Genomic DNA, 23,707 nt, shown 5'->3' with positions numbered 1-23,707 from the left:
GAGAAGAACCGGCCGGTTCTTTGGTCATCTTCTCGGGGAGCGAAGGCCGTTTGCCCGTTTTCTCAGACATCACCATCTCACGCGCTTTCCAACTATCGTATCCTGGATAGTCGACGGTTAATTCACGAGTATCCTGTGGATCGAATGTAATCTCGACCTTGCATCCAACAAAGTGGAGTCCGACTTCATACTTGCGGACTTGGAAAGACGACAGCGATCCGCAGGTTCACCGATCAACTGGATTCTTCTCGCTATAAACTGCTTTATCTATCGGATTCTAAATTAACGCCCCGCCATTTCTATAAAGGCATGTTGGAGCAATTGGGGCTCGAGTCGAAGTTCTATCGCGGCGATGCCAAGCGCCAGTTGCATCGGGAAATCGAGCTCATGAAAGGCATCCACAAGCTGACGCCTGTCTGCGTGGTCGATGAAGCGCATCTATTAGACCGAGAGATGTTGGAAGAAGTGCGTTTCCTCTTGAACTTTCGCATGGATGCGCAAAGTCCGATGGCGCTTATCATGGTCGGACAAACGGAATTATGGGACCGACTTCAGCTTCAGTCTTTTGCGGCGATCCGCCAACGGATCGATATCCAGTTTCGCTTGCATCATCTCGACCGTGCCGAGACCGAACAATACATGATCAAGCATCTCGCCTATGCAGGAGTGGGACGAGACATCTTTAGCGAATCTGCGATTGATGAAGTGTTTAGCTATTCAAGTGGCGCCTCGCGTCTCATCAACAAATTGGCGACGCATTGCCTATTATTCGCAGCACAGAATGGAAATCGCATCATTGATGATCGCATGGTGAAGAAAGTAATCGAGGGGGAACTAGCTTAGTTCCCCCTCGTTTTTTCTCTATTCGTTTGGCCAAAGAAACCGTCAGTTTTTAGACAAAATCAGGCGTCATTAACAGTACACTCTCAATGTATTTTCCGACCAAAGAAAAACATAGGAGTGACCACGAATGACCTACACCCATCTTACCACGGATGAACTGGTGATGATAGAAGCCTACTTCCACCAAGAGACACCTGTGGCGATCATCGCTGCACGCCTGAAGCGTTCCAGACAGCCGATTTACAATGTCATCCATTTCTTGAAATTGGGACATACGGCGCTCGATTATTACACTCGATATCAACAGAACAAGAAGCGCTGCGGACGGCGAAAGATGGTCTTGCCGCAGAAACAACTCGCTTATATTCAAGACAAAGTGGCTCAAGGTTGGACGCCGGATGTCATTGTGGGCCGCGCGGAAACCGTGATCGATTGTTCGGTGCGCACCCTCTATCGCCTGTTCAAAAACCGTGTCTTCGATGTCGCCACACTCCCGATGAAAGGGAAACGAAAACCCAATGGCCACCAGGAACGCCGCGGAAAGCAGGCGTTCAAACGGCATATCTCGGAAAGAGAAGTCGATTATCCTTCTTTCCAACAAGAGTTCGGGCACATCGAAGGCGATACCATTGTGGGTGCTCGCCACAAAAGTGCGGTGATCACGCTGGTCGAACGGTTGACGAAAGTCATTATCGCCTTGAAGCCTTCGGGGCGCAAAGCGCGTGATATTGAAATCGCTTTAGACCAATGGTTTCAAGGCATTCCGAGACACCTGTTTAAGTCCATCACGTTTGATTGCGGGAAGGAATTCTCCAACTGGAAGCCGCTGTGCAACCAACACGACGTCTCCATTTACTTTGCGGATCCCGGCACCCCTTCCCAGCGTGCCTTGAATGAACATTCCAACGGGCTCCTTCGAAAAGATGGTCTGCCTAAGGAAATGGACTTTAACCAAGTGGATCAACCGTTCATCTCCACGGTGGCTGACAAACGGAATCACATCCCACGCAAGTCACTGGATTACCGCACACCCTTGGAAGTATTTTTGAGTCACCTGAATGGCATCGATCTGTCTAGCTTAAATTGACAAACGGAATTTTTATAATTTCTATAAGTGGAATAATTATATTTAATATAAAATTTACAAAAAAAAACGCCAAAATCCTATCAAAGGATTTTGGCGTTTCTTTAACTCCATAAAATTCTATGGAGACGGCGGGAGTCGAACCCGCGTCCAGAGACTCCGTTACTTGAGCATCTACGCGTGTAGCTTATCTATTGGAGTTTCGCCGCTCAATCTGCCGATAAGCAGGCGTCATGAGGGCTAGTTCGAGAATCTCTTGCAGTCAGCTCAAACGGCACTGACTACCGTATCCCACTAAAAGTGAGCTCTATGCAGCCACATGGGCGATGGTTACATAAAGCAGATCCGAGCTTACGCTGCGAATGCTAGGTTGTTGTTAGTTTTGCCAGTTGTTATAAGTTACGTTGATGACGGAGCCGATCCTCCGACGCGCAACCCAAGCTCGAACCATCCCTGTCGAATCCGTAACGTCCCCTCATTAAAAGAGAACACGGAAGTGGTTTAGCTTCGGTGTACTGTTACCAGTATAGGACAAAACAGGTCAGAGTTCAAGTTTAACGGCTTCTCTCTTTGAGCGCGCGGTCGATTGCCCGCTTCGCATCTTTCTTCTTCAAGTCTTCGCGCTTGTCGTATTTCTTCTTCCCTTTACCGACGCCGAGCAGCACTTTGGCATATCCGTCTTTCAAATACATCTTGAGCGGAACGATTGCCGCACCTTCGACTTTCGACTTGCCGACAAGTTCGTTGATCTGCTTTTTGTGGAGCAAGAGCTTGCGAGAGCGCAACGGGTCATGGTTAAACTGGTTGCCTTGTTCATACGGCGAGATGTGCATATTGGAAATCCACGCTTCCCCGCCTCTGATGCGGACGAATGCATCCTTGATCTGCACTTTGCCGCTTCTCGCAGATTTGATCTCCGTACCGAGCAGGACTATCCCCGCTTCAATTGTTTCTTCAATAGCGAAATCGAATCCCGCTTTTTTATTCTGGGCAATTACTTTGCCTTCTCCTTTGGCCATTTCTGTTCACCTCAAACTGTTGGAAAAAGCGGCACGCGGCCGCTTTTTTTATTTCTTTTTGTTACGGCCTTGCTGTTTGGCAGGGCCTTCATAAAACTTTTTCTTGTTTTTTGGCTTGCGGTTTGCCCCGCCTTCGCCACGCTTTTGGCTATCTCTTGGCTTATCGCCATTACGGCCGCTGCGAATCACTTTCGGGGTTTCCTTGCGCGAGCTGCGGCGCGTATTTTGCGTCATGCCGACAATTTCAAAGTCGATGGATGACTCTTCCGGTTTGACACCGATGACCCGTACTTTGACTTCATCACCGATGCGGAACTGGCGCTTGGTTCGTTCGCCGATCATCATCATCTGACGGTCATCAAATTGATAATAATCATCCGTCAAGTTGGACACGTGGACCAAGCCTTCAATGGTATTCGGCAACTCGATAAACATGCCGAAGTTCGTCACAGATGACACAATGCCGTCGAATTCTTCTCCGACTTTATCGGCCATATACTGTGTTTTCTTCAGTGCATCCGTATCGCGCTCCGCTTCGACTGCACGTCTTTCGCGGTCAGATGTGTGAGTTGCGATATCATCCATTTCCGCTTCCCAATGGCGAATTGTCTTTTTCGACAAGTCTTTTTCGATCAAATACGTGCGGATCAAACGATGGATGATCAAATCCGGATAGCGGCGGATCGGTGACGTGAAATGCGTATAAAATTCCGTCGACAAGCCGAAATGGCCAAGGCTGTTTGAAGAATATTTCGCCTGTTGCATCGAGCGCAGCATCATCGTCGACACAACGGGCTCTTCAGGCTTGCCTGCGATGGATTCGATAATTTCCTGCAACGCCTTCGGAGAAACTTCATCCCCTGAGCCTTTCACGGTAATACCGAAATTCGTAATAAATTCGAAAAAGCGCTGCAATTTTTCTGTTTTCGGTTCTTCGTGAATACGGTATAGAGACGGCACATCCATGCGATGGAAATGTTCCGCTACGGTTTCGTTCGCTGCGAGCATGAATTCTTCGATCAAACGCTCAGCAACTGTGCGCTCACGAACAACAATATCGATTGGGTAACCTTCGTCGTCCACAATTACTTTGGACTCTTTAAAGTCAAAATCGATCGCTCCGCGTGTCATGCGGCGCTGATGCAAGACAGATGAAAGTTCTTTCATCAATTCGAACATCGGAACCAGTTCAGCGTATTGTTCTTTCAATTCCTGATTGTCTTTTTCAAGAATTTCATAGACATCGGTATAAGTCATGCGAGCCGTTGTGTTGATGACGCTCTGGAAAATATCGTGTGACAATACTTCGCCTTTGTCATTGAAAATCATTTCACAAGACAAAGTCAAACGGTCGACTTGCGGGTTGAGCGAGCAAATCCCGTTCGACAGGCGATGCGGGATCATCGGAATAACGCGGTCGGTCAAGTAAATGCTCGTCGCGCGGTCGTATGCTTCCCGGTCAATCGGCGAGCCTTCCGTGACGTAATGGCTGACGTCTGCAATATGGACGCCGAGTTTATATGTGCCATCTTCAAACTTCTTGACTTGAATAGCATCATCCAAATCTTTCGCATCCGCCCCGTCAATCGTCACAATCTGCTCATCGCGTAAATCACGGCGGTCATTCAAGTCTTCAGGGTCGATTTGGTCCGGCACAGCATTTGCCTGGCCCAGCACATCCTGTGGGAATTCCACTTCGATGCCGTATTTATGGATAATAGATAAAATATCGACGCCTGGATCGTTTTTGTGGCCGAGCACTTGTGTGACCATGCCCGTAGCGGACAAACGCCCTTCAGGCCAGCCAGTGATTTCGACGACGACTTTATGGCCGTCGACGGCACCGAGTGTATCGTCTTTAGCAATAAAGATATCCATATTCATTTTCTTGTCATCTGTGACGACAAAGCCGAAGCCTTTGTTCGCTTGGAACGTGCCGACGACTTTCGTTGTGCCGCGTTCCAAGATGCGGATGACGGATCCTTCGCGGCGGTCTCCAGATGACCCTTCAGAAACACGGATCATGACCGTGTCGCCGTTTACCGCTCCGTTGACTTCATTCGGCGGGATAAAGACATCGTCGAGGCCTGCTTCTTCAGGCGCAAAAAAGCCGAAGCCTTTGGCGTGGCCAATGAATTTGCCGCGCATCAAGTTCATGCGGTCCGGCACACCGTAGCGATTCGAACGAGAACGCACCAATTCGCCTTTTTCTTCAAGCTTGACGAGTGTCTTCACCAATTCCTTAAATTCGTCGGCGTTTTCAAAGCCGAATTGTTCTTCTATTTCTGTCACCGTTAATGGCTTATATGCTTCTTCGCGCATAAAGGCCAATAAACGCTGATCCAATGACTGTTCATTCTTGCTCAATCCTAACTCCTCCTTTTGAGACCGTCTCACACGCTCCAGTCGAGCGATTCGAGAAACTCGTATATATCTTCATGCAATTGCTTTTTCTCCTGATCCAGCGTAATAACATGGCCCGATTTCTCGTACCATTTGATGCGCTTGTCAGTCGACTCCGCTTCGTCGTGGATGATGTTCGCAGACTCGGTATTGATGACTTTGTCCAGCGAACCTTGGACGACAAAAAGCGGTGCATAGACATGATCGACGTTGTTCCGTACTTCACCGATCAACTCACGTAGCTCTTTGAGTGTATCCATCGGCTTTTCCTCGAACTTCTTCATCTCTTCTTCGATAAGCTTATCATCTTTTCCTTCATATTTCTTGTATTCGCGGGCATACTCCAAAACACCTTGGTACATCAAGTCGGTCGATTTCATGTGCATTGGCGCACACATCGTCACAATGCCCTTGATAGGCTTTGTATACCCTAGTTTTAGGCTGAATACGCCGCCGAGCGACAAGCCGGCTACCGCAATCTCTTGGTAGCCCTTGTCGATCAGTGTTTGATATGCCTCTTCGACGTCTTTCCACCAATCAACCGGTCCTGTCTCCACCAGCTTCTCCGGCGCCACACCATGCCCTGCGTAATGCGGCGCGATGCTTGTATAGCCTTTCGTTTCCAAAAATCGCCCGAGCATCCGGACGTCTGCAGAATTGCCGGTAAACCCGTGCAACAATAATACCGCACGCGGCCCTTGCTCAAAGAAGAATGGTTTCGGTTGTGAAATGCGCATAAACGTTCCCTCCAACTAAATTTACTTACTATATTATATAGGCCTGTGCCCAATTTCCCATAAAAGAAAACGCCCAACCACTAAATGGTCAGGCGATGTGCTCTACATTATACTTTCGTTACGGCGATAGCCAGAATAAAGAATAAGGCAGCAAGGACGATCGTCACCCGGTGTAGGACAAGATCCAACCCACGGGCTTTTTGCTTGCCGAAAAGTTGCTCTGCTCCACCGGAGATGGCTCCTGAAAGGCCTGCACTTTTCCCTGATTGCAATAGAACGACAACAATCAAAGCGATCGAGACGATAAGAAGTAATGTCATTAACAATGTATGCATAAATACCACCTCCTGAAAAGAACCTTCACAACAAACTCTAGTTTACCAAAAATTGAAACCTCAAGCAATAGAGCCCCTAAAAAATACAAATAGTTTAGACCATTTCATCTTTTTCTGTTCATTCTTTTTTGGAAACGGTTGATGAGTGGCATTTGCTTTTTTAATAAAGAGTAGAACAAGATTTCATTTAGACTTCACTCCACAAAATCGCTACAAAAAGCTTTGCTCAACTCTCGCTGCACTCGAGCATCGCAAGTGAATAGCCTCAGTTTCTCTTCGCCTATTCACTTCCTGCGGGCGAGCGCTAAGCCTCCTCAGTCGCTTCGCTCCCTGTGGGGTCTTAGCTGTCTCGCTTTCCCGCGGGAGTCTTCGCAATTTTGCTCCGTTTCAATATTTAATACAAGTATTTATTAGGTAATGAATGAAGGAAGCATATTTTTTTATAAAAGCTTTCTTATAGCTGAAGTGCAAGGGGCTGACGCCGGAGGGACTGCGCGGGACAGGCGAGACCTATATGGCGTAGCCATAAGGGCTCGACGCCCGCCCCGACTATCGGGCAGCTGAGAACGCGACGTCCTGTCGCTTCAGCTGCATGACTCGCATCCTGCGAGCCCCAATCATGCCCCTGAAGCGTAAGCTTTTTACAATGATTCATAAATCAGCTTCTGACAACCCGTACTATGCAAGCTCTTCTTCCTCACACATTCTAACAGAAAAGCTGCCGGAAAAAATCTCCGGCAGCTTTTCCTCACCTATTCGCTATTATTTCTTCAAGTTATAGAAAGTTTTAACGCCCAAGTATTTCGCTGTGTCGTGCAATTGATCTTCGATGCGAAGCAATTGGTTGTATTTCGCAACGCGGTCCGTACGTGACGGTGCGCCTGTCTTGATTTGACCAGCATTTGTCGCAACTGCGATATCCGCAATCGTCACATCTTCCGACTCGCCTGAACGGTGGGAGATGACCGCTGTGTAGCCAGCGCGTTTCGCCATTTCGATCGCGTCGAATGTTTCTGTCAACGTACCGATTTGGTTAACTTTGATCAGGATCGAGTTGCCAATGCCTTGCTCGATGCCCTGTGCCAATTTCTTCGTGTTCGTGACGAACAAGTCATCGCCGACCAGCTGTACTTTATCGCCGATACGGTCTGTCAATAGCTTGAAGCCATCCCAGTCGTTCTCGTCCAATCCATCTTCAATGGAAACGATCGGGTATTTGTTTGCCAACTCTTCGTACCAGTCGACCATTTCAGCAGAAGTCTTGACTGTGTTGTCGCCAGCCAATGTGTAGACGCCTTTTTCTTTGTCGTAGATTTCAGAAGCAGCCACGTCCATTGCGAGCAAGACGTCTTGGCCTGGCTTGAAGCCGGCTTTTTCGATCGCAACCATGATCGTCTCAAGCGCTTCTTCGTTCGAGCCAAGGTTCGGTGCGAATCCGCCTTCGTCGCCTACAGATGTGTTATAGCCTTTGTCTTTCAGTACAGTTTTCAAGTTATGGAAAATTTCTGCACCCATGCGAAGCGCATGGCGGAAAGATTCAGCGCCTACTGGCATGACCATGAATTCCTGGATGTCGACATTGTTATCCGCGTGCTCGCCGCCGTTCAAGATATTCATCATCGGTACCGGCAATTGCTTGGCGTTGAATCCGCCGAGGTATTGGTAAAGAGGCATGTCCAAATAGTTTGCTGCTGCATGGGCAACTGCCATGGAAACACCAAGAATCGCATTTGCGCCAAGACGGCCTTTGTTTTCAGTTCCGTCAAGTTCGATCAACGCTTGGTCGATAGATACTTGATCCAGTACTGAATAGTTTTCTTCTAGCTCGTCAGCGATTTCATTGTTTACATGATCGACCGCTTTTAGGACGCCTTTTCCAAGGTAACGGCTCTTGTCGCCATCGCGAAGTTCAACCGCTTCGTGTTCTCCAGTAGATGCGCCAGATGGCACGATTGCACGGCCGAATGCGCCGCTTTCTGTGAACACCTCAACTTCAACAGTCGGGTTCCCTCTAGAATCGAGTACTTCGCGTGCTTGGATGTGTGTAATAATTGGCAATGTCAACAGCTCCCTTTTCAAATGGTTTGTTCAATTTCGTTTATAAGTTATTCGAAATGTGCAGATTTTAAACTATATGAGTTAATGATAAGTTTTATCCATATTATTTCAATGCAAATGATATTCCACAAAACAGTTGAGATGAAAGAGTGTAAGGCGGCGAAGAGCAAAGATATGCTCCTGCATCGCTGCGCTTCTGCGTCGCAAACGAATCGTGCCAAGCACGATTCGTTTCCTGCGGGAACAGCACGAGCTGAAGACCCTGGACTGAGTGTAAGCGAGGGAAGCGGCTGAGGCCGTGCCCGCGGAAAGCGTCCGCCTGAAACGAGTTCATCACTCTCTTTCACAAAAATTTTATAACTATTTAAACTTTTTAATACAACGGTTTTCCAGTCATCTCTTCCGGCTGCTCAACATCCAGCAGTTTGAGGATCGTTGGTGCGAGATCCGCTAGAATGCCGCCGCTGCGCAATACTTCCCCATGCTTCGTCAAAATGACTGGCACTTTGTTTGTCGTATGCGCCGTCATCGGCAAGCCGTCTTCAGTCAGCACTTCGTCCGCATTGCCGTGGTCGGCCGTGATAAGCGCCGAGCCGCCTTGGCGGTGGAGTGCTTCCACGATGCGCCCGAGGCATTCGTCCACGACTTCGATAGCCTTAACCGTCGGTTCGAGCATGCCGCTATGGCCGACCATGTCCGGATTGGCGAAGTTCAAGATGATGGCGTCGTGTGCGCCTGCATCGATTTGTTCGACGAGGCGGTCAGTCACTTCATACGCGCTCATTTCAGGCTGCAAATCGTAAGTCGCCACTTTCGGCGACGAAACGAGAATACGGTCTTCCCCAGGGAAAACTTCTTCCCGCCCACCGCTCATGAAGAAGGTGACGTGCGGGTATTTTTCCGTTTCAGCGATGCGCAATTGCGTCATGCCGTTCGCGGATAATACTTCCCCGATGGTATTCACCAAATTGACGTTGCCATAAGCAATCATGGTCTTCAATTCTTCACTATAGGTAGTAAAACTGATAAACGCCAGATCTTTCGGATGCTGGATGCTTAGCGGGAAATGGGCGAAATCGGGACGCGTCAATACAGTCGTCAATTGGATGGCCCGGTCCGGACGGAAATTGAAGAAGATGACGGAATCACCTGACTCAAGGACAGCAGGCGCTTCCCCTTCTTTCACGACCGTAAACGGCAAGACAAACTCATCGACAATTCCTTCTGCATAAGACGCTTCCACGCCGGCCGCAGCGGAACTGGCGCTTGGCCCGGTTCCGTCGACTATTGCGCGGTAAGCGAGTTCAACGCGTTCCCAACGCTTGTCGCGGTCCATCGCATAGTAACGTCCGCTGATTGAGGCAAAACGCCCGATGCCGATTTCTTTCATTTGTTTTTCAGTTTCTTCTATATAGTGGAGCGCGGTTTTTGGTCCGACATCACGGCCGTCCAAAAATCCGTGTACGTAGACTTCGCTCAAACCTTGCTGTTTTGCGAGGCGCAATAAAGCAAACAGATGCTCATAATGGCTATGGACGCCTCCGTCGCTGAGCAAGCCCATGACATGCAAAGCTTTTCCATTGTCCTTAGCGTTCATAACCGCATCCAAAAACGCGGCATTTTCAAAGAAATCGCCATCTTTAATCGACTTATGGATACGCGTTAAATTTTGGTAAACGATACGTCCTGCACCGATATTCAAATGGCCGACTTCGGAATTGCCCATTTGTCCGTCCGGCAAACCGACCGCTTCGCCTGAAGCCGTCAATAATTCATGCGGATAGTCGTTCCATAGTCTGTCGAAATTCGGCTTATTCGCTTGGGCAACTGCATTTCCAGCGGTTTCTTCGCGACAGCCAAAACCATCAAGGATGATCAAGGCAGCCGGATTGGCCGTTTTACGCATGTGAACCCGCCTCCAACAGCTTGACGAACGATTCCGTTTCCAAGCTTGCGCCGCCGACTAACGCGCCGTCGATATGCTCCATCGAGAGCAATTCCTGGATATTGGCAGGTTTCACACTTCCGCCGTACTGGATGCGGACTTTTTCAGCTGATTCATCGCTGTAAAGTGAAGCGATTTTCTTGCGGACAATGCCGCAAGCTTCGTTGGCATCTTCTGCTGTTGCTGTTTTGCCAGTTCCGATTGCCCAGATTGGCTCATAGGCAACGACCAGTTCTGCGATTTGTGCATCAGTCAAGCCTTCTACCGCTTTTTCGACTTGCGCTTCCACGATGCTTTCCATTTGGCCCGCTTCACGCTGTTCGTCGGTTTCACCGACACAAAGAATTGGTGTCAATTGATGTGAGAATGCTGATTTCACTTTGGCATTAACCGTTTCATCGGTTTCATTGAAATACTGGCGACGCTCAGAATGTCCGATAATGACGTAATCTGCGCCAATATCAGCCAATTGCACGGGGCTGATTTCACCGGTAAAGGCACCTTCACCTTTTTCGTGCATCGTCTGTGCACCAATTTTCAATGCGCTGTTTTCAGCAGCTTCGATTAATTGAGTCAAATATAGAGCTGGAGCACAAATAACAGAATCTAGCTTGTCTGCATCTGGGACCAAGCCGTTTACTTGTTCCACAAATTCTTTTGCTTGTGATGCTGTTTTATACATTTTCCAGTTTCCTGCAATGATCGGTTTTCTCACAAAAACACTCCCTTTATTTATTACTTAAAGCGGTAACGCCTGGCAACTCTTTGCCTTCCATGAATTCCAACGACGCTCCACCGCCTGTTGAAATATGGTTCATCTTATCTGCCACATGGAATTTCTCAACGGCGGCTGCGGAATCACCGCCACCGATGACCGTGTAGCCAGCTGTTTCTGCCATTGCTTGGGCAACCGATTTCGTGCCGTTTGCGAATGCTTCCATTTCAAATACGCCCATTGGCCCGTTCCAGATAATCAGCTTCGACTCGTTAATAACATCAGCATATAGCTTCGCTGTTTCTGGCCCGATGTCGAGCCCCATCCAATCAGACGGAATTTCTTCGATTTTCGCCGTATTGGTCTCGGCATCTTTCGAGAATTCGTTCGCAATTGTCACATCGATAGGCAGATAAAACTTCACGCCTTTTTCTTTCGCTTTGTCGATGAACGATTTGGCAAGGTCGAGTTTGTCTTCTTCAACAAGCGAATTGCCGATTTCATGGCCGAGTGCTTTAAGGAAGGTATACGATAGCCCTCCGCCAATGATCAAGTTATCAACTACATCGAGCAAATGGTCGATGACGCCGATTTTGTCTTTTACTTTTGCCCCGCCGATGATGGCAGTAAACGGGCGGTCTGGTTCTGATAAAGCTTTGCCGAGAACGTCCAGCTCTTTTTCGAGCAATAGGCCGGATACTGCCGGTAAATGTTCGGCGATTCCTGCAGTGGAAGCATGCGCTCTGTGGGCAGCCCCGAATGCATCGTTGACAAAGACGTCAGCCAGAGCCGCAAATTGTTTCGCGAGTTCCGGGTCATTCTTTTCTTCGCCCGCATGGAAACGGACGTTTTCAAGCAATAGAATTTCGTCTGGTTCAAGTGAAGCGATTTCCTGCTCCACTGTGTTCCCTACGGATTCTTCAAGGCATTTCACATCGCTGCCGAGCAATTCGGCCAACCGTGCGCCTGCCGCAGCTAGTCTCATGTCTTCGTTGACTTGGCCTTTCGGGCGACCGAGATGGCTTGCCAAGATCACTTTTGCGCCTTGCCCGACCAAATACTCAATCGTCGGCATGGCCGCACGGATGCGCGTGTCGTCAGTCACTTTCCCGTCTTCCATCGGTACGTTGAAATCTACACGGCAAAATACGCGTTTTCCTTTCAAATCCAAGTCTTTCATGGTCATTTTCTGCAGCATGAAAATACCTCCTATTTATATTCAAAAAAATAAGGGGTGGGGTTAATTCCCCACCCCTTTTACCCTCTTTATTATAGAGGTTCATTGGTAATTAAGCTATGATTTTCAGCTTACAGCCCTTTTTTGTACATGTGTACAGCCAAGTCTACACAGCGTGCAGAGTAGCCGGATTCGTTGTCATACCAAGCAAGAACTTTCACCATGTTGCCGCCTAGAGCCATTGTAGATTGAGCATCTACTGTAGCTGAAGCTTTGCTGCCATTGTAGTCGCGTGATACAAGCGGAAGTTCGCTGTATTCCAAGTAGCCTTTAAGTTCGTTTTCAGTCGCTTCTTTCAGCGCTTGGTTTACTTCTTCAATAGAAGCATCTTTATCAAGTTCAGCGACAAGGTCGATCAACGAAACGTTCGGTGTTGGAACGCGGATTGCCATGCCATCGATTTTGCCGTCAAGTTCAGGCAATACTTTTGCAACAGATTTCGCTGCGCCAGTAGTTGTCGGGATCATCGACTCAGCTGCTGCACGCGCACGGCGGTAGTCAGAGTGAGGCGCATCAAGCAATGCTTGGTCGTTCGTGTAAGAGTGGATCGTTGTCATCATGGCTTTCTTGATGCCGAATTTTTCGTTCAACACTTTAGAGATGCCGGACAAGCCGTTTGTTGTGCAAGATGCATTTGAAACGACGTGGTGCTCTTCAGGGTTATACGTTTCTTCGTTAACGCCCATAACCAGCATCTTCATGCCGCCTTTGCCAGGAGCTGAAAGGATGACTTTCTTAGCGCCAGCTTCGATGTGTTTCGATGCTGCTTCTTCTGTTGTGAAGATTCCTGTCGATTCCAACACGATGTCGATTTGGTGCTCTTTCCAAGGCAATTGCGCTGGGTCTTTTTCAGCGAATACTTTGATTTCCTTGCCATCGACGAAGATTGAGTTGCCCTCTGCTGTAACTTCAGCGTCCAACGTGCCGTGCACTGAATCGTATTTCAATAGATGTGCAAGCATAGCTGCATCTGTTAGGTCATTGACTGCTACTACTTCCACTTCACTGTTTTGCATTGCTTCGCGGAATACGACACGGCCGATACGGCCAAAACCATTGATTGCTAATTTTAAAGTCATTTATAATTCCTCCAATTTTGTTGTTGGGTTGAGTATTGCCCTTGCTGCTCCCTCATCTGTAACGAGGATGGTACGTTCAGGCGCGGCCTGGAAATAAGATTCGATGGCGCGCGCTTTCGTGCGTCCTCCGGCGACCGCCATGATGGCCGGTGCTTTTTGGACCTGCTCTAATTGAATGCCCGCTGTTGGGATACGATAAACTATTTTTCCGTTTTTATCGAAATAATAACCGAAGGCTTCGCTGACAGCTCCGCCTGTTTTGATCTTCTCGACTTCGTTCACGGAAGAGCGGCGCCTGATGGCCATCTCTTCTGCATCGCCGATTCCGTGGATGACTAAATCCGTCCGGTCATAGAGCTCCATCATTTCTTTGATGACAGGTTCCCTCATCATCATTTCAAGTGCTTCAGCACTCAAATGCTCAGGCAGATAAAGCGTGCGGACAGCTCCACCTGTTTTTTCGGCAAAGGATGAAGCGATGGTGTTTGCCTGGTGAAGCATTTCTTCCCCCAGGCCGCCTCGAGCAGCGATAAACTGCATGGCGGGATTTTTCTTCGCCGTACGGATTTCAGCTGCCACGGCGGCCATCGTACTGCCGCCAGTTACAGCGATCGTCCGGCAGCTTTCGAACATTTCCTCCGCGATGCGAGCGGCTTGCCTGCCGATAGCGGCTTTGACCGATGATAGCCGGTCGCTATCCCCTGGCAGGACGACCGCTTGTTTGATGCCGAGTTTCGCTTGAAGCCCAACTTCGAGCTCAGCGGTCCCAGCCAATTCCTTGACCAGCTCACGGAGTTGGTCAAGGACATCGTCCCCCAGTATCGTCAGGCTCATGCCGCTCTTGCTCATTTCGATTAAGGCTTGGTCCCTCAATAAGTCGGTCTCTTTGCGGATTTCCCTTTCGGCTGCGCCTGTCATCTCGCTGATCGTGCGCCTTCCCACGGGCTGTTCGGTTTGAATCAGCTCGAGGATGCTATAGCGCTTTTTCAGCAAGCTTGGCAGTTCAGGCAATAGATGCACTTGCGCTTGCAGAACTGGATCCATCGCTCCACCCCTTTGTTGGACGCTTTCTGTCCCACTACATATAATTACGTCCCACTAGATTCATTGTAGCCGAGCTATTAGATTTATGCAAATAAAAAGAAGCGTTAAAGAATTAACGCTTCCAAAAGTTCACCGTAGCCGAAATTTCCATAGAGCAACACCTTTTCCTGTTGCGCGAGCACAGGGATCATCAGCATATATTGTTCGTGCAATTGTTCATCTTCTTCAATATTGATTTCCTGGAAGTCAATCGGGTAATCTTCCTGCAGCATCCGCAATGCAGACTTTGCCTCTTCGCAAAGCCCACAGTTCGGTCGGGTATAGAGTGTATACATGCCATTCCTCCTTATTAGAAGCCTCGCCCGGCTCCGCCGCCTCCCGAAGAGCCGCCCCCGCCGCCGCGGAAACCCCCGCCGCCGGAACCGCCTCCGAAGCCGCCGCCAAAACTGCCGGGCCCGAAAAATCCGCCGCGCCTCATGGTTCTTCCGCGGCCGCCACGTCCACGTCCGCCGCCGCCTCCTGTAAACAGGAACAACAAAACAAGTACGATCAGGAACGTGACGATCGGCTGCATAAAGCCGCCTTCGCCTTCACCGTTGCCTGGTGTCACTTCATTGAGCGGCTGTGGGCTGACCGCTTCCCCGTCCCAGCCGTATTCCGCAGAAACTTCATTGTACAGCGCTTGGTACGTATTGAGAATCGCTTCGTCCGGCTGGTCTTCACGCAAATACGGAACAGCGTAATCATCCAAAATGCGCCCGACTTTACCATCAGGAAGTGCCCCTTCAAGGCCGTAGCCAATTTCGATATAAATCTCACGGTCCGTCATCGACAGCACGACCAGAACGCCGTTGTTCTCTTCCGCTGAACCTACACCATAATGGCGTAAAGCTTCATTGGCGTAGCTTTCGATCGGCTCGCCTTCAAGCGAATCGACAACCATGACGGCAACCTGTGCAGTGGTTGCATCTTCCAGGCCAGCGCCCAAGCTCTTGATCTCAGCTTCCTGCTCTTCGCTCAAGATGCCGGCAATATCCTGGATGTAAATATCATCAGTCAACTCCGGAAATTCTGCCGCCTGCGCGGTTCCGGCGAGCATCAGCAACAGCATGAGCAAAACAGAAATTCTTCGGATCATTCTTCGTCAGTCCCAAAGTCCACATCCGGCGCATCTTCCGCCCCAGCATCAGCTTCGAAATATTCCTTTTCATCAAAGCCGAAAATTCCCGCCACCATATTGCCTGGGAAACTGCGGACTTCCCGGTTGAACTCTGTCACCGAGCCATTATAGTCTTGGCGGGCGACGGCGATCCGGTTTTCTGTTCCGGCCAGTTCGTCGGATAATTGCTGGAAATTCTCACTCGAGCGGATTTCCGGATAGTTCTCGACGACGACCAGCAAGCGGCTAAGCGCACCGCTCAATTCGGCGTCTGCCTCTGCCTGCTCTTCAACCGATCCGGCATTCGCCATGCTTGAACGGGCTTCTGTGACACTATCGATGACCTCTTGTTCCTGGTCAGCAAAACCTTTTACCGTCTCGACCAAGTTCGGGATTAAATCAAGCCTGCGCTGCAATTGGCTTTCCAGTTGCGCGTACGATTGATTGACGTCTTCTTCTAATTGAACAAAACTATTATAGCTTGAACCGAATACGGCGATGCCAATGACGATCAGCCCAATCACCAGCAACAATGGAATAAGTAATTTTTTCATTTTCCCGTCTCCTTTTCTTTTACAATAATATTATTTGTTTTCCCTGACAGCTTGTTCCTTGAAACCCATTCCCTCTGATTCTACGTTTCAGCGGCTAAAAAGATTCAATAAAAAAACCGCACAGCCTTTGGCAGGCTGTGCGGTTTTTTATTTTTTACACCCTCGGAGGGAATCGAACCCCCATCTCAAGAACCGGAATCTTACGTGTTATCCTTTACACTACGAGGGCAAATGTTGTTCGCGACTTTTCTATTATACAAAAGCTTTCTCCTTATTTCAAGCGCCTATTTCCAATTCGTTAGATTTGACCTTCATTGACCATGGTGTGTATGATGAATGTACGGCTGAACGGTGTTTCAGCAGCACTTACATTTACCTGAAGGAGGAAATAATTCATGAATTTAATCCCTACAGTAATCGAACAAACAAGCAGAGGCGAACGTGCATACGACATCTATTCCCGCCTATTGAAAGACCGCGTCATCATGCTCGGCAGCGGAATTGATGATAACGTCGCGAACTCCATCGTCGCGCAATTGCTATTCCTTGAAGCTGAGGATCCAGAAAAAGATATTTCCATCTATATTAACAGCCCAGGCGGCAGCATCACGGCCGGCATGGCAATCTACGACGTTATGCAATTCATCAAACCAGATGTCCAGACAGTATGCATCGGCATGGCTGCATCCATGGGCGCTTTCCTTCTGGCAGCCGGCACAAAAGGCAAACGCTATGCATTGCCGAACGCTGAAGTCATGATTCACCAACCACTTGGCGGAGCTCAAGGGCAAGCAACCGAAATTGAAATCGCCGCAAAACGCATCTTGTTCTTGCGCGAGAAATTGAACCAAATTCTATCTGAACGTACTGGCCAGCCACTTGAAGTGATTTCACGCGATACAGACCGCGATAACTTCATGACTGCAGAACGTGCACTTGAATATGGCCTTGTCGACCAAATCATCACACGTAACAAATTGCCGGAAAATCACGAAAAAGAAGAGTAAATCATAGAAAAGAACTGCCTTTCATGCAGATGCATGAAAGGCAGTTCTTTTTTTGATGCTTAAAGCGCTTGGCTTTATGCTTCTTTATCAATCAATTGCGCCAGCGCATCGACTGCGGATTCTTCATCGGCGCCATCGGCCGAAATTGTCACGTTGGTTCCTTTGCTGACAGCTAAGCTCATGATGCCCATGATGCTCTTGGCATTGACTTTCTTGTCGCCTTTTTCCAAATAGACATCTGAACTATAGCGATTGGCTTCCTGTACGAACAATGCTGCCTGTCTCGCTTGTAATCCTGATTTCAATTGCACTTCCACTTGTTTTTCTACCATGCATATCCTCCTCCGAAAACTTGACTGTCACGCAATCTATAGAAAAGAGCAGCCTTATTACCGGCTGATCGTTTCGCCTTTTCTCAACGACTCAGCAATCTCATCGATTTTCCGGAGCCTGTGGTTGACGCCTGACTTGCTCACTTTTCCTGTCGATACCATCTCGCCCAGTTCTTTCAGTGTGACATCCTGGTACTCGACACGCAAGCGGGCTATCTCTTTCAGACGGTCCGGCAATTGGTCGATTCCGATTACTTGGTCGATAAAGCGGATGTTTTCGATCTGCCGCAGCGCCGCATCGATCGTCTTATTCAAATTGGCCGTTTCGCAATTGACTAAACGATTGACGCTATTGCGCATATCGCGGAGGATCCGCACATCTTCAAATTTCAATAGCGCCGAATGGGCGCCTGTCAGGCTCAGGAAATCGGAAATTTTCTCAGCTTCCTTCAAATAGGTCACGAAGCCTTTTTTCCGCTCGATCATTTTTCCGTTCAACTGGAAATGGTTCATCAGGATGACCAGCGCTTCAGCATGGTCTCGATAGGAAGAGTAGACTTCCAAATGATACGAGGAGGTTTCGGGATTGTTGACCGACCCTCCGGCCAAGAAAGCACCGCGCAAATAAGAGCGCTTGCAGCACGTCGTCGAGATCAGTTCAGGGGAGATATCCTGCTGAAACTGAAAGCCTTCCGACAAGATCAACAAATCTTCAAGCACGAATTTCGCGCCTTCCCGCAAGCGGCAAATATAGACGTTGTTTTTTTTCAAGCGCATCTTTTTGCGGACTAACAACTCCACCGGATACGCTTTGTAGAAACGCTTTAGCAAGGTATAGATTCTTCTCGCAATAGCTGCGTTTTCAGTTTGGATATCCAGGCTTAACTGGCGATTGGAAAATGACAGCGTGCCGTTCATGCGGATCATCGCCGACAGCTCTGCCTTGCCGCAGCAATCGTCTACTTCAATCTGGGTCATTTCTTTTTTGGTTTCTGATGCAAAAGACAATTATGCCCCCCCTTTCAAGCTTCAGGAATACCGGTGCTGCGAGGGTTCACGCGATTCGCTGCTGGTGTATTCAAAAAGCCATTTCGCCACTTTCATTGGTTCATGCCGGACGGCTTCCCCGAAAATATTCGCAATGTCATGGCGATATACTTCAAGCCCCATATTTTTCAGGCGTTCTTCATCGTATTCCACCGGCCACGCTTTTTCTTTTTTATATCTTTCAGCCACTCCTTGCGGCATTTGGACTTTATCGAGCAAAATAGCATCGAGAAAGTTTACGCCAACATGGTCGTACAACGCTTTCACATGGTCCGAGGCTGTATAGCCGTATGTTTCGCCCGCCTGAGTCATCAAATTGCAAATATAGATTTTTCGCGCCTTCGCTTCGAGCAGCGCTTTTTTGATATCCTTCACAAGCAAATTGGGCAAAATGCTTGTGTACAAGGAACCCGGCCCAATGACGATGACATCTGCTGATTGAATCGCCTGTATGGTATCCGGCAATGTCTTAACGCCGGCCGGTTCAAGGAATACACGCTTGATCGGCTGCATATAGGCGGGGATTTTGGATTCACCTTTAATAATGGTTCCATCTTCTAGTTCGGCATTCAAGGTCACCAATTGATTGGCAGCAGGCAAAACCGTGCCGTTGACATTCAAGACACGGCTCATTTCCCGCACTGCGTGGGAGAAATCACCGGTCAAATCGGTCAATGCCGCAAGCATCAGATTGCCTAGTGAATGCCCTTCCAAATCGAGCGAGTGCTTGAAGCGGTATTGGAACATTTCAGCAACTAACGGTTCTGCATCCGACAATGCGGCCATGACGTTGCGAATGTCCCCTGGCGGAGGAATATCCAAGTCATCGCGCAAACGCCCGGAACTGCCTCCGTCATCTGCCACTGTGACGATTGCCGTCAAGTCGAGCGGAAAAGTTTTTAAGCCCCTCAGCAAAGTGGACAGACCGGTCCCGCCCCCGATGATTACGATTCGTTTTTGCTGGAGACTTTTTTCCATATGCTCAACCCTTTCTGATTTTTACATCTCTATGTGTAATGCTGACTTTATTGTTTTTGGAGAGGTATTTCCCGAAATATTCAGCAAGCGTCACGGATCGATGCTGGCCGCCTGTGCAGCCAAAAGCAATGACCAATTGCGCTTTGCCTTCTTGTTTGTACTGGGGAATCATGAAATCGAATAATTCTTCCAGTTTTTGCACCAGTGTCTGCGTTTCCTGCCATTTCAAGACATAATCGGAAACCGGCTGATCCAAGCCCGATTGCGGATTCAATTCTTCAATATAATAAGGATTCGGCAAAAAGCGAACATCGAACACAAGGTCAGCATCAATCGGCATGCCGTGCTTAAAGCCGAATGACATCAAATTGACCGTAAAGACATTGCTTGTTTTCGAAGCGAAATCCGACGTGATTTTCTCTTTCAGCTGGCGCGGGCTCATGTCTGAAGTGTTATACATATAATGGGCCCGTCCCTGTAAATCTTTTAGCATATCTCGTTCCTTTTTGATGCCGCCGAGCACAAGCCCGCCTGGCGACAGCGGATGGGAACGCCGTGTTTCCTTATAGCGGCTGACGAGCGTCTGATTTTCCGCATCGAGAAACAGGATGGTAATTGCCACTTCCGGTTCTTTCGATAGATCATCGATTGCATCAACGAGGCTTGCGAAAAAATCGCCACCGCGAAGGTCCATGACCGCTGCGACGCGCTTCATCGACTTGCCTGAATCCCGCATCAATTTGATGAACGTGGGGAGAAGGGCCGGGGGAAGATTATCGATCGTGAAAAAACCGAGGTCTTCAAAACTTTGGATGGCCACTGTCTTACCTGCACCGGACATGCCGGTGATGATGATTAATTCGGTTTCTTCGTTATGCTTATCCATGCTGGCGGTTCACCTCTTCAGTCGATGATTGGATGTTCTCTTCTAGCAGTTCGAACTCTGGCGTATAATAGAAGGTCCCGTATTGGACGCCTTCCTGATAAGTCGCAAATAATAGGTTTGTCCGGTCCCCTTCCGCCATTGGCAGGGTATGCAGATTTTCCACTGGATGCCATTCGAGAATTCCTTCGCGCGTTTCCTCGAATGGCATCCCGCGGAGCTTTGTCGCCCGGAACGTAAACAGCATCCATTCATCCACCGTCTCTCCGCCTTCTTGGATCATCATGGTGTAAACGCCTTTCAAGTGAACGCCGAATGGCTCTGCACCCGTTTCTTCTCTGAACTCCCGGATTGCCGCTTCATAAATCGATTCGCCGCTTTCCATTTTGCCGCCGGGTGCTACGTACCAATCCCTGCGCGGCTTTTTCATCAATAATACTTTGCCATTCTCTACTAGCAATAAATTCGCGATTCGCTGCACATTTGCCACTCCGCATCTAATATAAACTATTTTCATTATACATCTATCCTGGCGTGTCATGCAAAAGAATGCAAAAAAAGAGGCCACTCTCCGGACAATCCGGAAAGCAGCCTGTCAAAAATAACCATATAAAAAGGGGGTTGATTTACATTACTTACTATACCTCTTTTGCATGACAATGCTGTTACAAAGGGATTAAGAAAGCGTTAAGCTTGTGCTTTTGAAGCAATTTTCTCTGTAAGCTCTTCTACATAATGCTGGACGCTTTGCGCGGCGATGCTGCCGTCGCCAGTCGCCGTGACGACTTGGCGCAAAGTTTTATCCCGTACATCGCCTGCCGCGAAGATTCCCGGCACCGAAGTTTGCATTTCTTCATTTGTTTCGATATAGCCTAGGTCATTCAAGATGCCCAGTGATTCGAATGGTTTTGTCAATGGCAGCATGCCGATGTAAATGAACACACCGTCCGCCTCGAATTCCCGTTCGGCATCGTCTTTTGTCGATACCAATGTAACGCTTCCGACCTTGCCATCTTTATCATGGATCTCTTTTACGGTATGGCTCCAGATAAAGTCAATCTTGTCATTGGCAAACGCGCGGTCTTGGAGAATTTTCTGTGCGCGCAATTCGTCTCTGCGGTGGACGATCGTCACTTTATCTGCGAAGCGCGTCAAGTAGACACCTTCTTCAACAGCAGAGTCCCCGCCGCCAACAACGACAAGCTCTTTGCCTTTGAAAAATGCGCCATCGCACACTGCGCAATAGCTGACGCCGCGGCCGCCTAGTTCCGTTTCACCGGGGATGCCCATTTTCTTGTACTCGGCTCCCGTCGTTAAAATGATGGCGCGGGCTTTGTATTCTTTTGAACCGGCTTTGACGGTTTTGAATTCATCACCGTCTATAATTTCGGTTACATCGCCGTAAGCATATTCGGCTCCAAATTTTTTCGCATGTTCGAACATTTTGGTGGACAAATCAGGACCGAGAATATGGTCGAATCCTGGATAGTTTTCAATTTCTTCAGTATTGGCCATCTGTCCGCCTGGAATTCCGCGCTCAAGCATGAGCGTCGAAAGGTTAGCTCGGGATGTATAAACCCCAGCTGTCATGCCGGCCGGCCCTGCACCGATAATTAACACATCATAAATATTAGTCGTTTCTGTCATTATAGGCCCTCCTCGTAATCACTAGCTAAATCGTAAAGCAATAAACTGCTGCCTTCAACTTTTATGCCTAGCTGTCGAAATTCGGTAAATACGGGCTTAATTCATCGACATACTTGGACATTGTGGCAGCAGATGTACCGAATTTTGCAGCGACTGCTTTTTTTGTTGTTTCCCGTTTTTCCGCTGTTTCAACCATATAGCTGACGGCAGCGGCAAGTGCTGCCGGGTTGCGGAACGCATACTGTGCATCAAAAGCCTGTTCTGCCAGTACAAACCATAATTGGAAGATGGCATCATTTTCGCGGTCGATCATTCCTTTTTGGTAATACAAACGCTCCGCTGTTTCCATCGCACGCAAAAAGGCTTTTTCTTCTTTGACCGATTCACGGAATGGATGGCCGAGTGCATAGCCGAGCATATAGGTTTCCAAAACGGAAGGCTGTTCGGATTTCAGCCAATTCGGATGCGAGATGATTTCTTGTTTATGGGAAGATTTCCCAAGCAGGAACAAACCGTAAATCCGCTCACTTAAATGGGCATGGTCGAGTTTATTGATAAGAAAATCGCGGTCGTGTTCGAGCGCATCGACATGCGGCATCACAGGCTGCTCTCCCCATGGCTCATAACCTTCTTTTGCCGGGTCCATGCGTTTCAACTGCTCCCATGCATACTTTGCGGTTTCTTCATGGCCCGAATGATATGCTGCATGCGACAACCAGAAATAAAACGCCGGATCTCCATCAAATCCACGCTTTTGAAGGCTTTTCAGCCAACGGTACGCCTCCTTATACTTGCCGACTAAAGCGAAGGTCGCGCCCAATTTATAGCGATGTTCAAAGACATATGGCTGGATCTTTTTCAGTAGGCCAAGGATATCATCCAATTCATCGTTTTTCTCATAATAATGGAATACCGCTAAATTGCATAAGGCATGCAGGTTGCCAGTGTTTCTGCGAAGCACTTCGTGAAGCAGCGATTTCGCCATTTCAGTTTCTCCAATATAAAAATATGCCAGCGCCAGGTTATTATAGGCCCCCCAAAAATCCGGCTTTTCCTCGATCACTTCTTCCAATAACTCGATCGCTTCCGGAAACTTGCCCTTTTCCATCAACCGGCGCGCCTTTTCTTGCAAATAATAATACTCGCTATTATGGGCTTCGCCTTCATCATCGAACAGCTGCCAGTCTTCCTGCTCGGCAAAATCGATGATTTCCATCGCTTCCGCCGCATAGCTGCCGCGCGTATCCTTTTCAAGATAATCCTTGGCATATTTCCGGGCATCAAAAAACAAGCCCAGATGTGCATGGACTTCCGCCAAAAAGAATAAAATATTCGGTTCTTCCGGATCGAGCTGATGGGCATCACGCAATTCATCTATCGCCAACTCAAACTCTTGCCGTTCCATCAGCACCACTCCGTAATGCATGAGGATGAGAGGGTCATCCGGACTCAGTTCTTTTGCCCGCTGCAAATACTTATACGCTTTACCGTAGTGTTCGCGCTGCAGCTCCTTGAGTGCTTTTTGATAGTAAAATTCCCCTGTCGGAATGAATGACACGACATTATCGAAATTTTTTCTTTTGTTTTTCTCCAAAATATGC

At 48.5% G+C, this 23,707-nt stretch carries 23 protein-coding genes, 1 tRNA gene and 1 other RNA gene; 3 read left to right on the top strand and 22 right to left on the bottom strand.

The window, feature by feature from the left end; translation table 11 throughout:
* Positions 1–162: 162 nt before the first annotated feature.
* Positions 163–843 carry an ExeA family protein gene (locus tag KTG14_RS12425; protein ID WP_216971221.1) on the top strand — a complete coding sequence of 227 codons (681 nt, stop codon included), beginning with the start codon at positions 163–165 and terminating at the stop codon, positions 841–843.
* Positions 844–970: 127 nt separating this feature from the next.
* Entirely contained in the window at positions 971–1,930 is a 960-nt protein-coding gene (locus tag KTG14_RS12420) for an IS30 family transposase (protein ID WP_216971214.1), read from the top strand.
* A gap of 117 nt (positions 1,931–2,047) precedes the next feature.
* Here KTG14_RS12420 and ssrA read toward each other — a convergent pair.
* The 15 genes from ssrA to KTG14_RS12345 form a co-directional block, all read right to left on the bottom strand.
* Positions 2,048–2,402: a transfer-messenger RNA gene (ssrA, locus tag KTG14_RS12415) on the bottom strand.
* Positions 2,403–2,481: 79 nt separating this feature from the next.
* On the bottom strand, positions 2,482–2,946 hold the full coding sequence (gene smpB, locus KTG14_RS12410; protein WP_216971213.1) for an SsrA-binding protein SmpB: 465 nt from the start codon (positions 2,944–2,946) through the stop codon (positions 2,482–2,484).
* A 48-nt stretch (positions 2,947–2,994) separates the two neighbouring features.
* On the bottom strand, positions 2,995–5,268 hold the full coding sequence (gene rnr / locus KTG14_RS12405; RefSeq protein ID WP_254178149.1) for a ribonuclease R: 2,274 nt from the start codon (positions 5,266–5,268) through the stop codon (positions 2,995–2,997).
* Between the two features lie 71 nt (positions 5,269–5,339).
* Positions 5,340–6,086: an alpha/beta hydrolase gene (locus KTG14_RS12400; RefSeq protein ID WP_216971211.1), complete on the bottom strand. Its 747-nt coding sequence runs from the start codon at positions 6,084–6,086 to the stop codon at positions 5,340–5,342.
* Between the two features lie 107 nt (positions 6,087–6,193).
* The gene (gene secG / locus KTG14_RS12395) at positions 6,194–6,421 is read right to left on the bottom strand and encodes a preprotein translocase subunit SecG (RefSeq protein ID WP_058381240.1); all 228 of its coding nucleotides are present in this window, start codon (positions 6,419–6,421) and stop codon (positions 6,194–6,196) included.
* A gap of 762 nt (positions 6,422–7,183) precedes the next feature.
* Positions 7,184–8,479, bottom strand: a complete 1,296-nt coding sequence (gene eno, locus KTG14_RS12390; protein ID WP_216971210.1) for a phosphopyruvate hydratase — start codon at positions 8,477–8,479, stop codon at positions 7,184–7,186.
* 373 nt (positions 8,480–8,852) lie between these two features.
* Positions 8,853–10,385, bottom strand: a complete 1,533-nt coding sequence (gene gpmI / locus KTG14_RS12385) for a 2,3-bisphosphoglycerate-independent phosphoglycerate mutase (RefSeq protein WP_216971209.1) — start codon at positions 10,383–10,385, stop codon at positions 8,853–8,855.
* Positions 10,378–11,139: a triose-phosphate isomerase gene (gene tpiA / locus KTG14_RS12380; protein WP_216971208.1), complete on the bottom strand. Its 762-nt coding sequence runs from the start codon at positions 11,137–11,139 to the stop codon at positions 10,378–10,380. The genes gpmI and tpiA overlap by 8 nt, the downstream gene beginning before the upstream one ends.
* A 13-nt stretch (positions 11,140–11,152) precedes the next feature.
* Positions 11,153–12,337: a phosphoglycerate kinase gene (locus KTG14_RS12375; RefSeq protein ID WP_374939902.1), complete on the bottom strand. Its 1,185-nt coding sequence runs from the start codon at positions 12,335–12,337 to the stop codon at positions 11,153–11,155.
* A 110-nt stretch (positions 12,338–12,447) separates the two neighbouring features.
* Positions 12,448–13,455: a type I glyceraldehyde-3-phosphate dehydrogenase gene (gap, locus tag KTG14_RS12370; RefSeq protein WP_058381245.1), complete on the bottom strand. Its 1,008-nt coding sequence runs from the start codon at positions 13,453–13,455 to the stop codon at positions 12,448–12,450.
* A complete protein-coding gene (locus KTG14_RS12365) occupies positions 13,456–14,499 on the bottom strand; it encodes a sugar-binding transcriptional regulator (RefSeq protein ID WP_216971207.1) in 1,044 nt (347 codons plus the stop codon).
* A 104-nt stretch (positions 14,500–14,603) separates the two neighbouring features.
* Complete coding sequence (locus tag KTG14_RS12360; protein ID WP_216971206.1) at positions 14,604–14,834, bottom strand: glutaredoxin family protein; 231 nt, start codon at positions 14,832–14,834, stop codon at positions 14,604–14,606.
* A gap of 14 nt (positions 14,835–14,848) precedes the next feature.
* Entirely contained in the window at positions 14,849–15,637 is a 789-nt protein-coding gene (locus KTG14_RS12355; RefSeq protein WP_216971205.1) for a TPM domain-containing protein, read from the bottom strand.
* The gene (locus KTG14_RS12350; RefSeq protein WP_216971204.1) at positions 15,634–16,212 is read right to left on the bottom strand and encodes a LemA family protein; all 579 of its coding nucleotides are present in this window, start codon (positions 16,210–16,212) and stop codon (positions 15,634–15,636) included. The genes KTG14_RS12355 and KTG14_RS12350 overlap by 4 nt, the downstream gene beginning before the upstream one ends.
* Before the next feature lie 157 nt (positions 16,213–16,369).
* A tRNA-Arg gene (locus KTG14_RS12345) sits at positions 16,370–16,441 on the bottom strand.
* 166 nt (positions 16,442–16,607) lie between these two features.
* On the opposite strand from KTG14_RS12345, the gene clpP reads away from it, so the two are divergent.
* Positions 16,608–17,219, top strand: coding sequence for an ATP-dependent Clp endopeptidase proteolytic subunit ClpP (gene clpP / locus KTG14_RS12340; RefSeq protein ID WP_058381250.1), 612 nt, complete (start codon positions 16,608–16,610; stop codon positions 17,217–17,219).
* Between the two features lie 74 nt (positions 17,220–17,293).
* On the opposite strand, the gene KTG14_RS12335 is transcribed toward clpP, so the two are convergent.
* From KTG14_RS12335 to KTG14_RS12305, 7 genes are all read right to left on the bottom strand, one after another.
* Complete coding sequence (locus KTG14_RS12335; protein ID WP_058381251.1) at positions 17,294–17,551, bottom strand: HPr family phosphocarrier protein; 258 nt, start codon at positions 17,549–17,551, stop codon at positions 17,294–17,296.
* 57 nt (positions 17,552–17,608) lie between these two features.
* Positions 17,609–18,559 (bottom strand): DNA-binding protein WhiA, encoded by a 951-nt coding sequence (gene whiA / locus KTG14_RS12330; RefSeq protein WP_216971203.1) that lies wholly within the window; start codon positions 18,557–18,559, stop codon positions 17,609–17,611.
* A 21-nt stretch (positions 18,560–18,580) separates the two neighbouring features.
* A complete protein-coding gene (locus KTG14_RS12325) occupies positions 18,581–19,576 on the bottom strand; it encodes a gluconeogenesis factor YvcK family protein (protein ID WP_216971202.1) in 996 nt (331 codons plus the stop codon).
* A 4-nt stretch (positions 19,577–19,580) separates the two neighbouring features.
* Positions 19,581–20,462, bottom strand: coding sequence for an RNase adapter RapZ (gene rapZ, locus KTG14_RS12320; protein WP_216971201.1), 882 nt, complete (start codon positions 20,460–20,462; stop codon positions 19,581–19,583).
* Positions 20,455–20,940, bottom strand: a complete 486-nt coding sequence (locus tag KTG14_RS12315; RefSeq protein ID WP_216971219.1) for an NUDIX domain-containing protein — start codon at positions 20,938–20,940, stop codon at positions 20,455–20,457. Before KTG14_RS12315 ends, rapZ begins: the two co-directional genes overlap by 8 nt.
* Positions 20,941–21,146: 206 nt before the next feature.
* Positions 21,147–22,106 carry a thioredoxin-disulfide reductase gene (gene trxB, locus KTG14_RS12310; RefSeq protein ID WP_216971200.1) on the bottom strand — a complete coding sequence of 320 codons (960 nt, stop codon included), beginning with the start codon at positions 22,104–22,106 and terminating at the stop codon, positions 21,147–21,149.
* 67 nt (positions 22,107–22,173) lie between these two features.
* Positions 22,174–23,700 (bottom strand): tetratricopeptide repeat protein, encoded by a 1,527-nt coding sequence (locus KTG14_RS12305; protein WP_254178143.1) that lies wholly within the window; start codon positions 23,698–23,700, stop codon positions 22,174–22,176.
* Positions 23,701–23,707: the final 7 nt, after the last annotated feature.

Source organism: Planococcus sp. CP5-4_YE (assembly GCF_019042655.1).
GTDB lineage: Bacteria > Bacillota > Bacilli > Bacillales_A > Planococcaceae > Planococcus.
Note: the sequence above shows the minus strand (reverse complement) of the source record. Positions and strands in the feature narration are given on the sequence as shown.

Excerpts from the sequence above, each read along its gene's own strand:
- rapZ (WP_216971201.1), bottom strand. The coding sequence starts at position 20,462 with ATGGATAAGCATAACGAAGAAACCGAATTAATCATCATCACCGGCATG.
- clpP (WP_058381250.1), top strand. The coding sequence starts at position 16,608 with ATGAATTTAATCCCTACAGTAATCGAACAAACAAGCAGAGGCGAACGT.
- secG (WP_058381240.1), bottom strand. The coding sequence starts at position 6,421 with ATGCATACATTGTTAATGACATTACTTCTTATCGTCTCGATCGCTTTG.
- smpB (WP_216971213.1), bottom strand. The coding sequence starts at position 2,946 with ATGGCCAAAGGAGAAGGCAAAGTAATTGCCCAGAATAAAAAAGCGGGA.
- KTG14_RS12400 (WP_216971211.1), bottom strand. The coding sequence starts at position 6,086 with ATGCGCATTTCACAACCGAAACCATTCTTCTTTGAGCAAGGGCCGCGT.
- KTG14_RS12350 (WP_216971204.1), bottom strand. The coding sequence starts at position 16,212 with ATGAAAAAATTACTTATTCCATTGTTGCTGGTGATTGGGCTGATCGTC.
- KTG14_RS12365 (WP_216971207.1), bottom strand. The coding sequence starts at position 14,499 with ATGGATCCAGTTCTGCAAGCGCAAGTGCATCTATTGCCTGAACTGCCA.
- KTG14_RS12360 (WP_216971206.1), bottom strand. The coding sequence starts at position 14,834 with ATGTATACACTCTATACCCGACCGAACTGTGGGCTTTGCGAAGAGGCA.
- KTG14_RS12335 (WP_058381251.1), bottom strand. The coding sequence starts at position 17,551 with ATGGTAGAAAAACAAGTGGAAGTGCAATTGAAATCAGGATTACAAGCG.
- KTG14_RS12375 (WP_374939902.1), bottom strand. The coding sequence starts at position 12,337 with ATGCTGCAGAAAATGACCATGAAAGACTTGGATTTGAAAGGAAAACGC.
- rnr (WP_254178149.1), bottom strand. The coding sequence starts at position 5,268 with ATGCGCGAAGAAGCATATAAGCCATTAACGGTGACAGAAATAGAAGAA.
- KTG14_RS12355 (WP_216971205.1), bottom strand. The coding sequence starts at position 15,637 with ATGATCCGAAGAATTTCTGTTTTGCTCATGCTGTTGCTGATGCTCGCC.
- gpmI (WP_216971209.1), bottom strand. The coding sequence starts at position 10,385 with ATGCGTAAAACGGCCAATCCGGCTGCCTTGATCATCCTTGATGGTTTT.
- KTG14_RS12420 (WP_216971214.1), top strand. The coding sequence starts at position 971 with ATGACCTACACCCATCTTACCACGGATGAACTGGTGATGATAGAAGCC.
- KTG14_RS12325 (WP_216971202.1), bottom strand. The coding sequence starts at position 19,576 with ATGGAAAAAAGTCTCCAGCAAAAACGAATCGTAATCATCGGGGGCGGG.
- gap (WP_058381245.1), bottom strand. The coding sequence starts at position 13,455 with ATGACTTTAAAATTAGCAATCAATGGTTTTGGCCGTATCGGCCGTGTC.
- trxB (WP_216971200.1), bottom strand. The coding sequence starts at position 22,106 with ATGACAGAAACGACTAATATTTATGATGTGTTAATTATCGGTGCAGGG.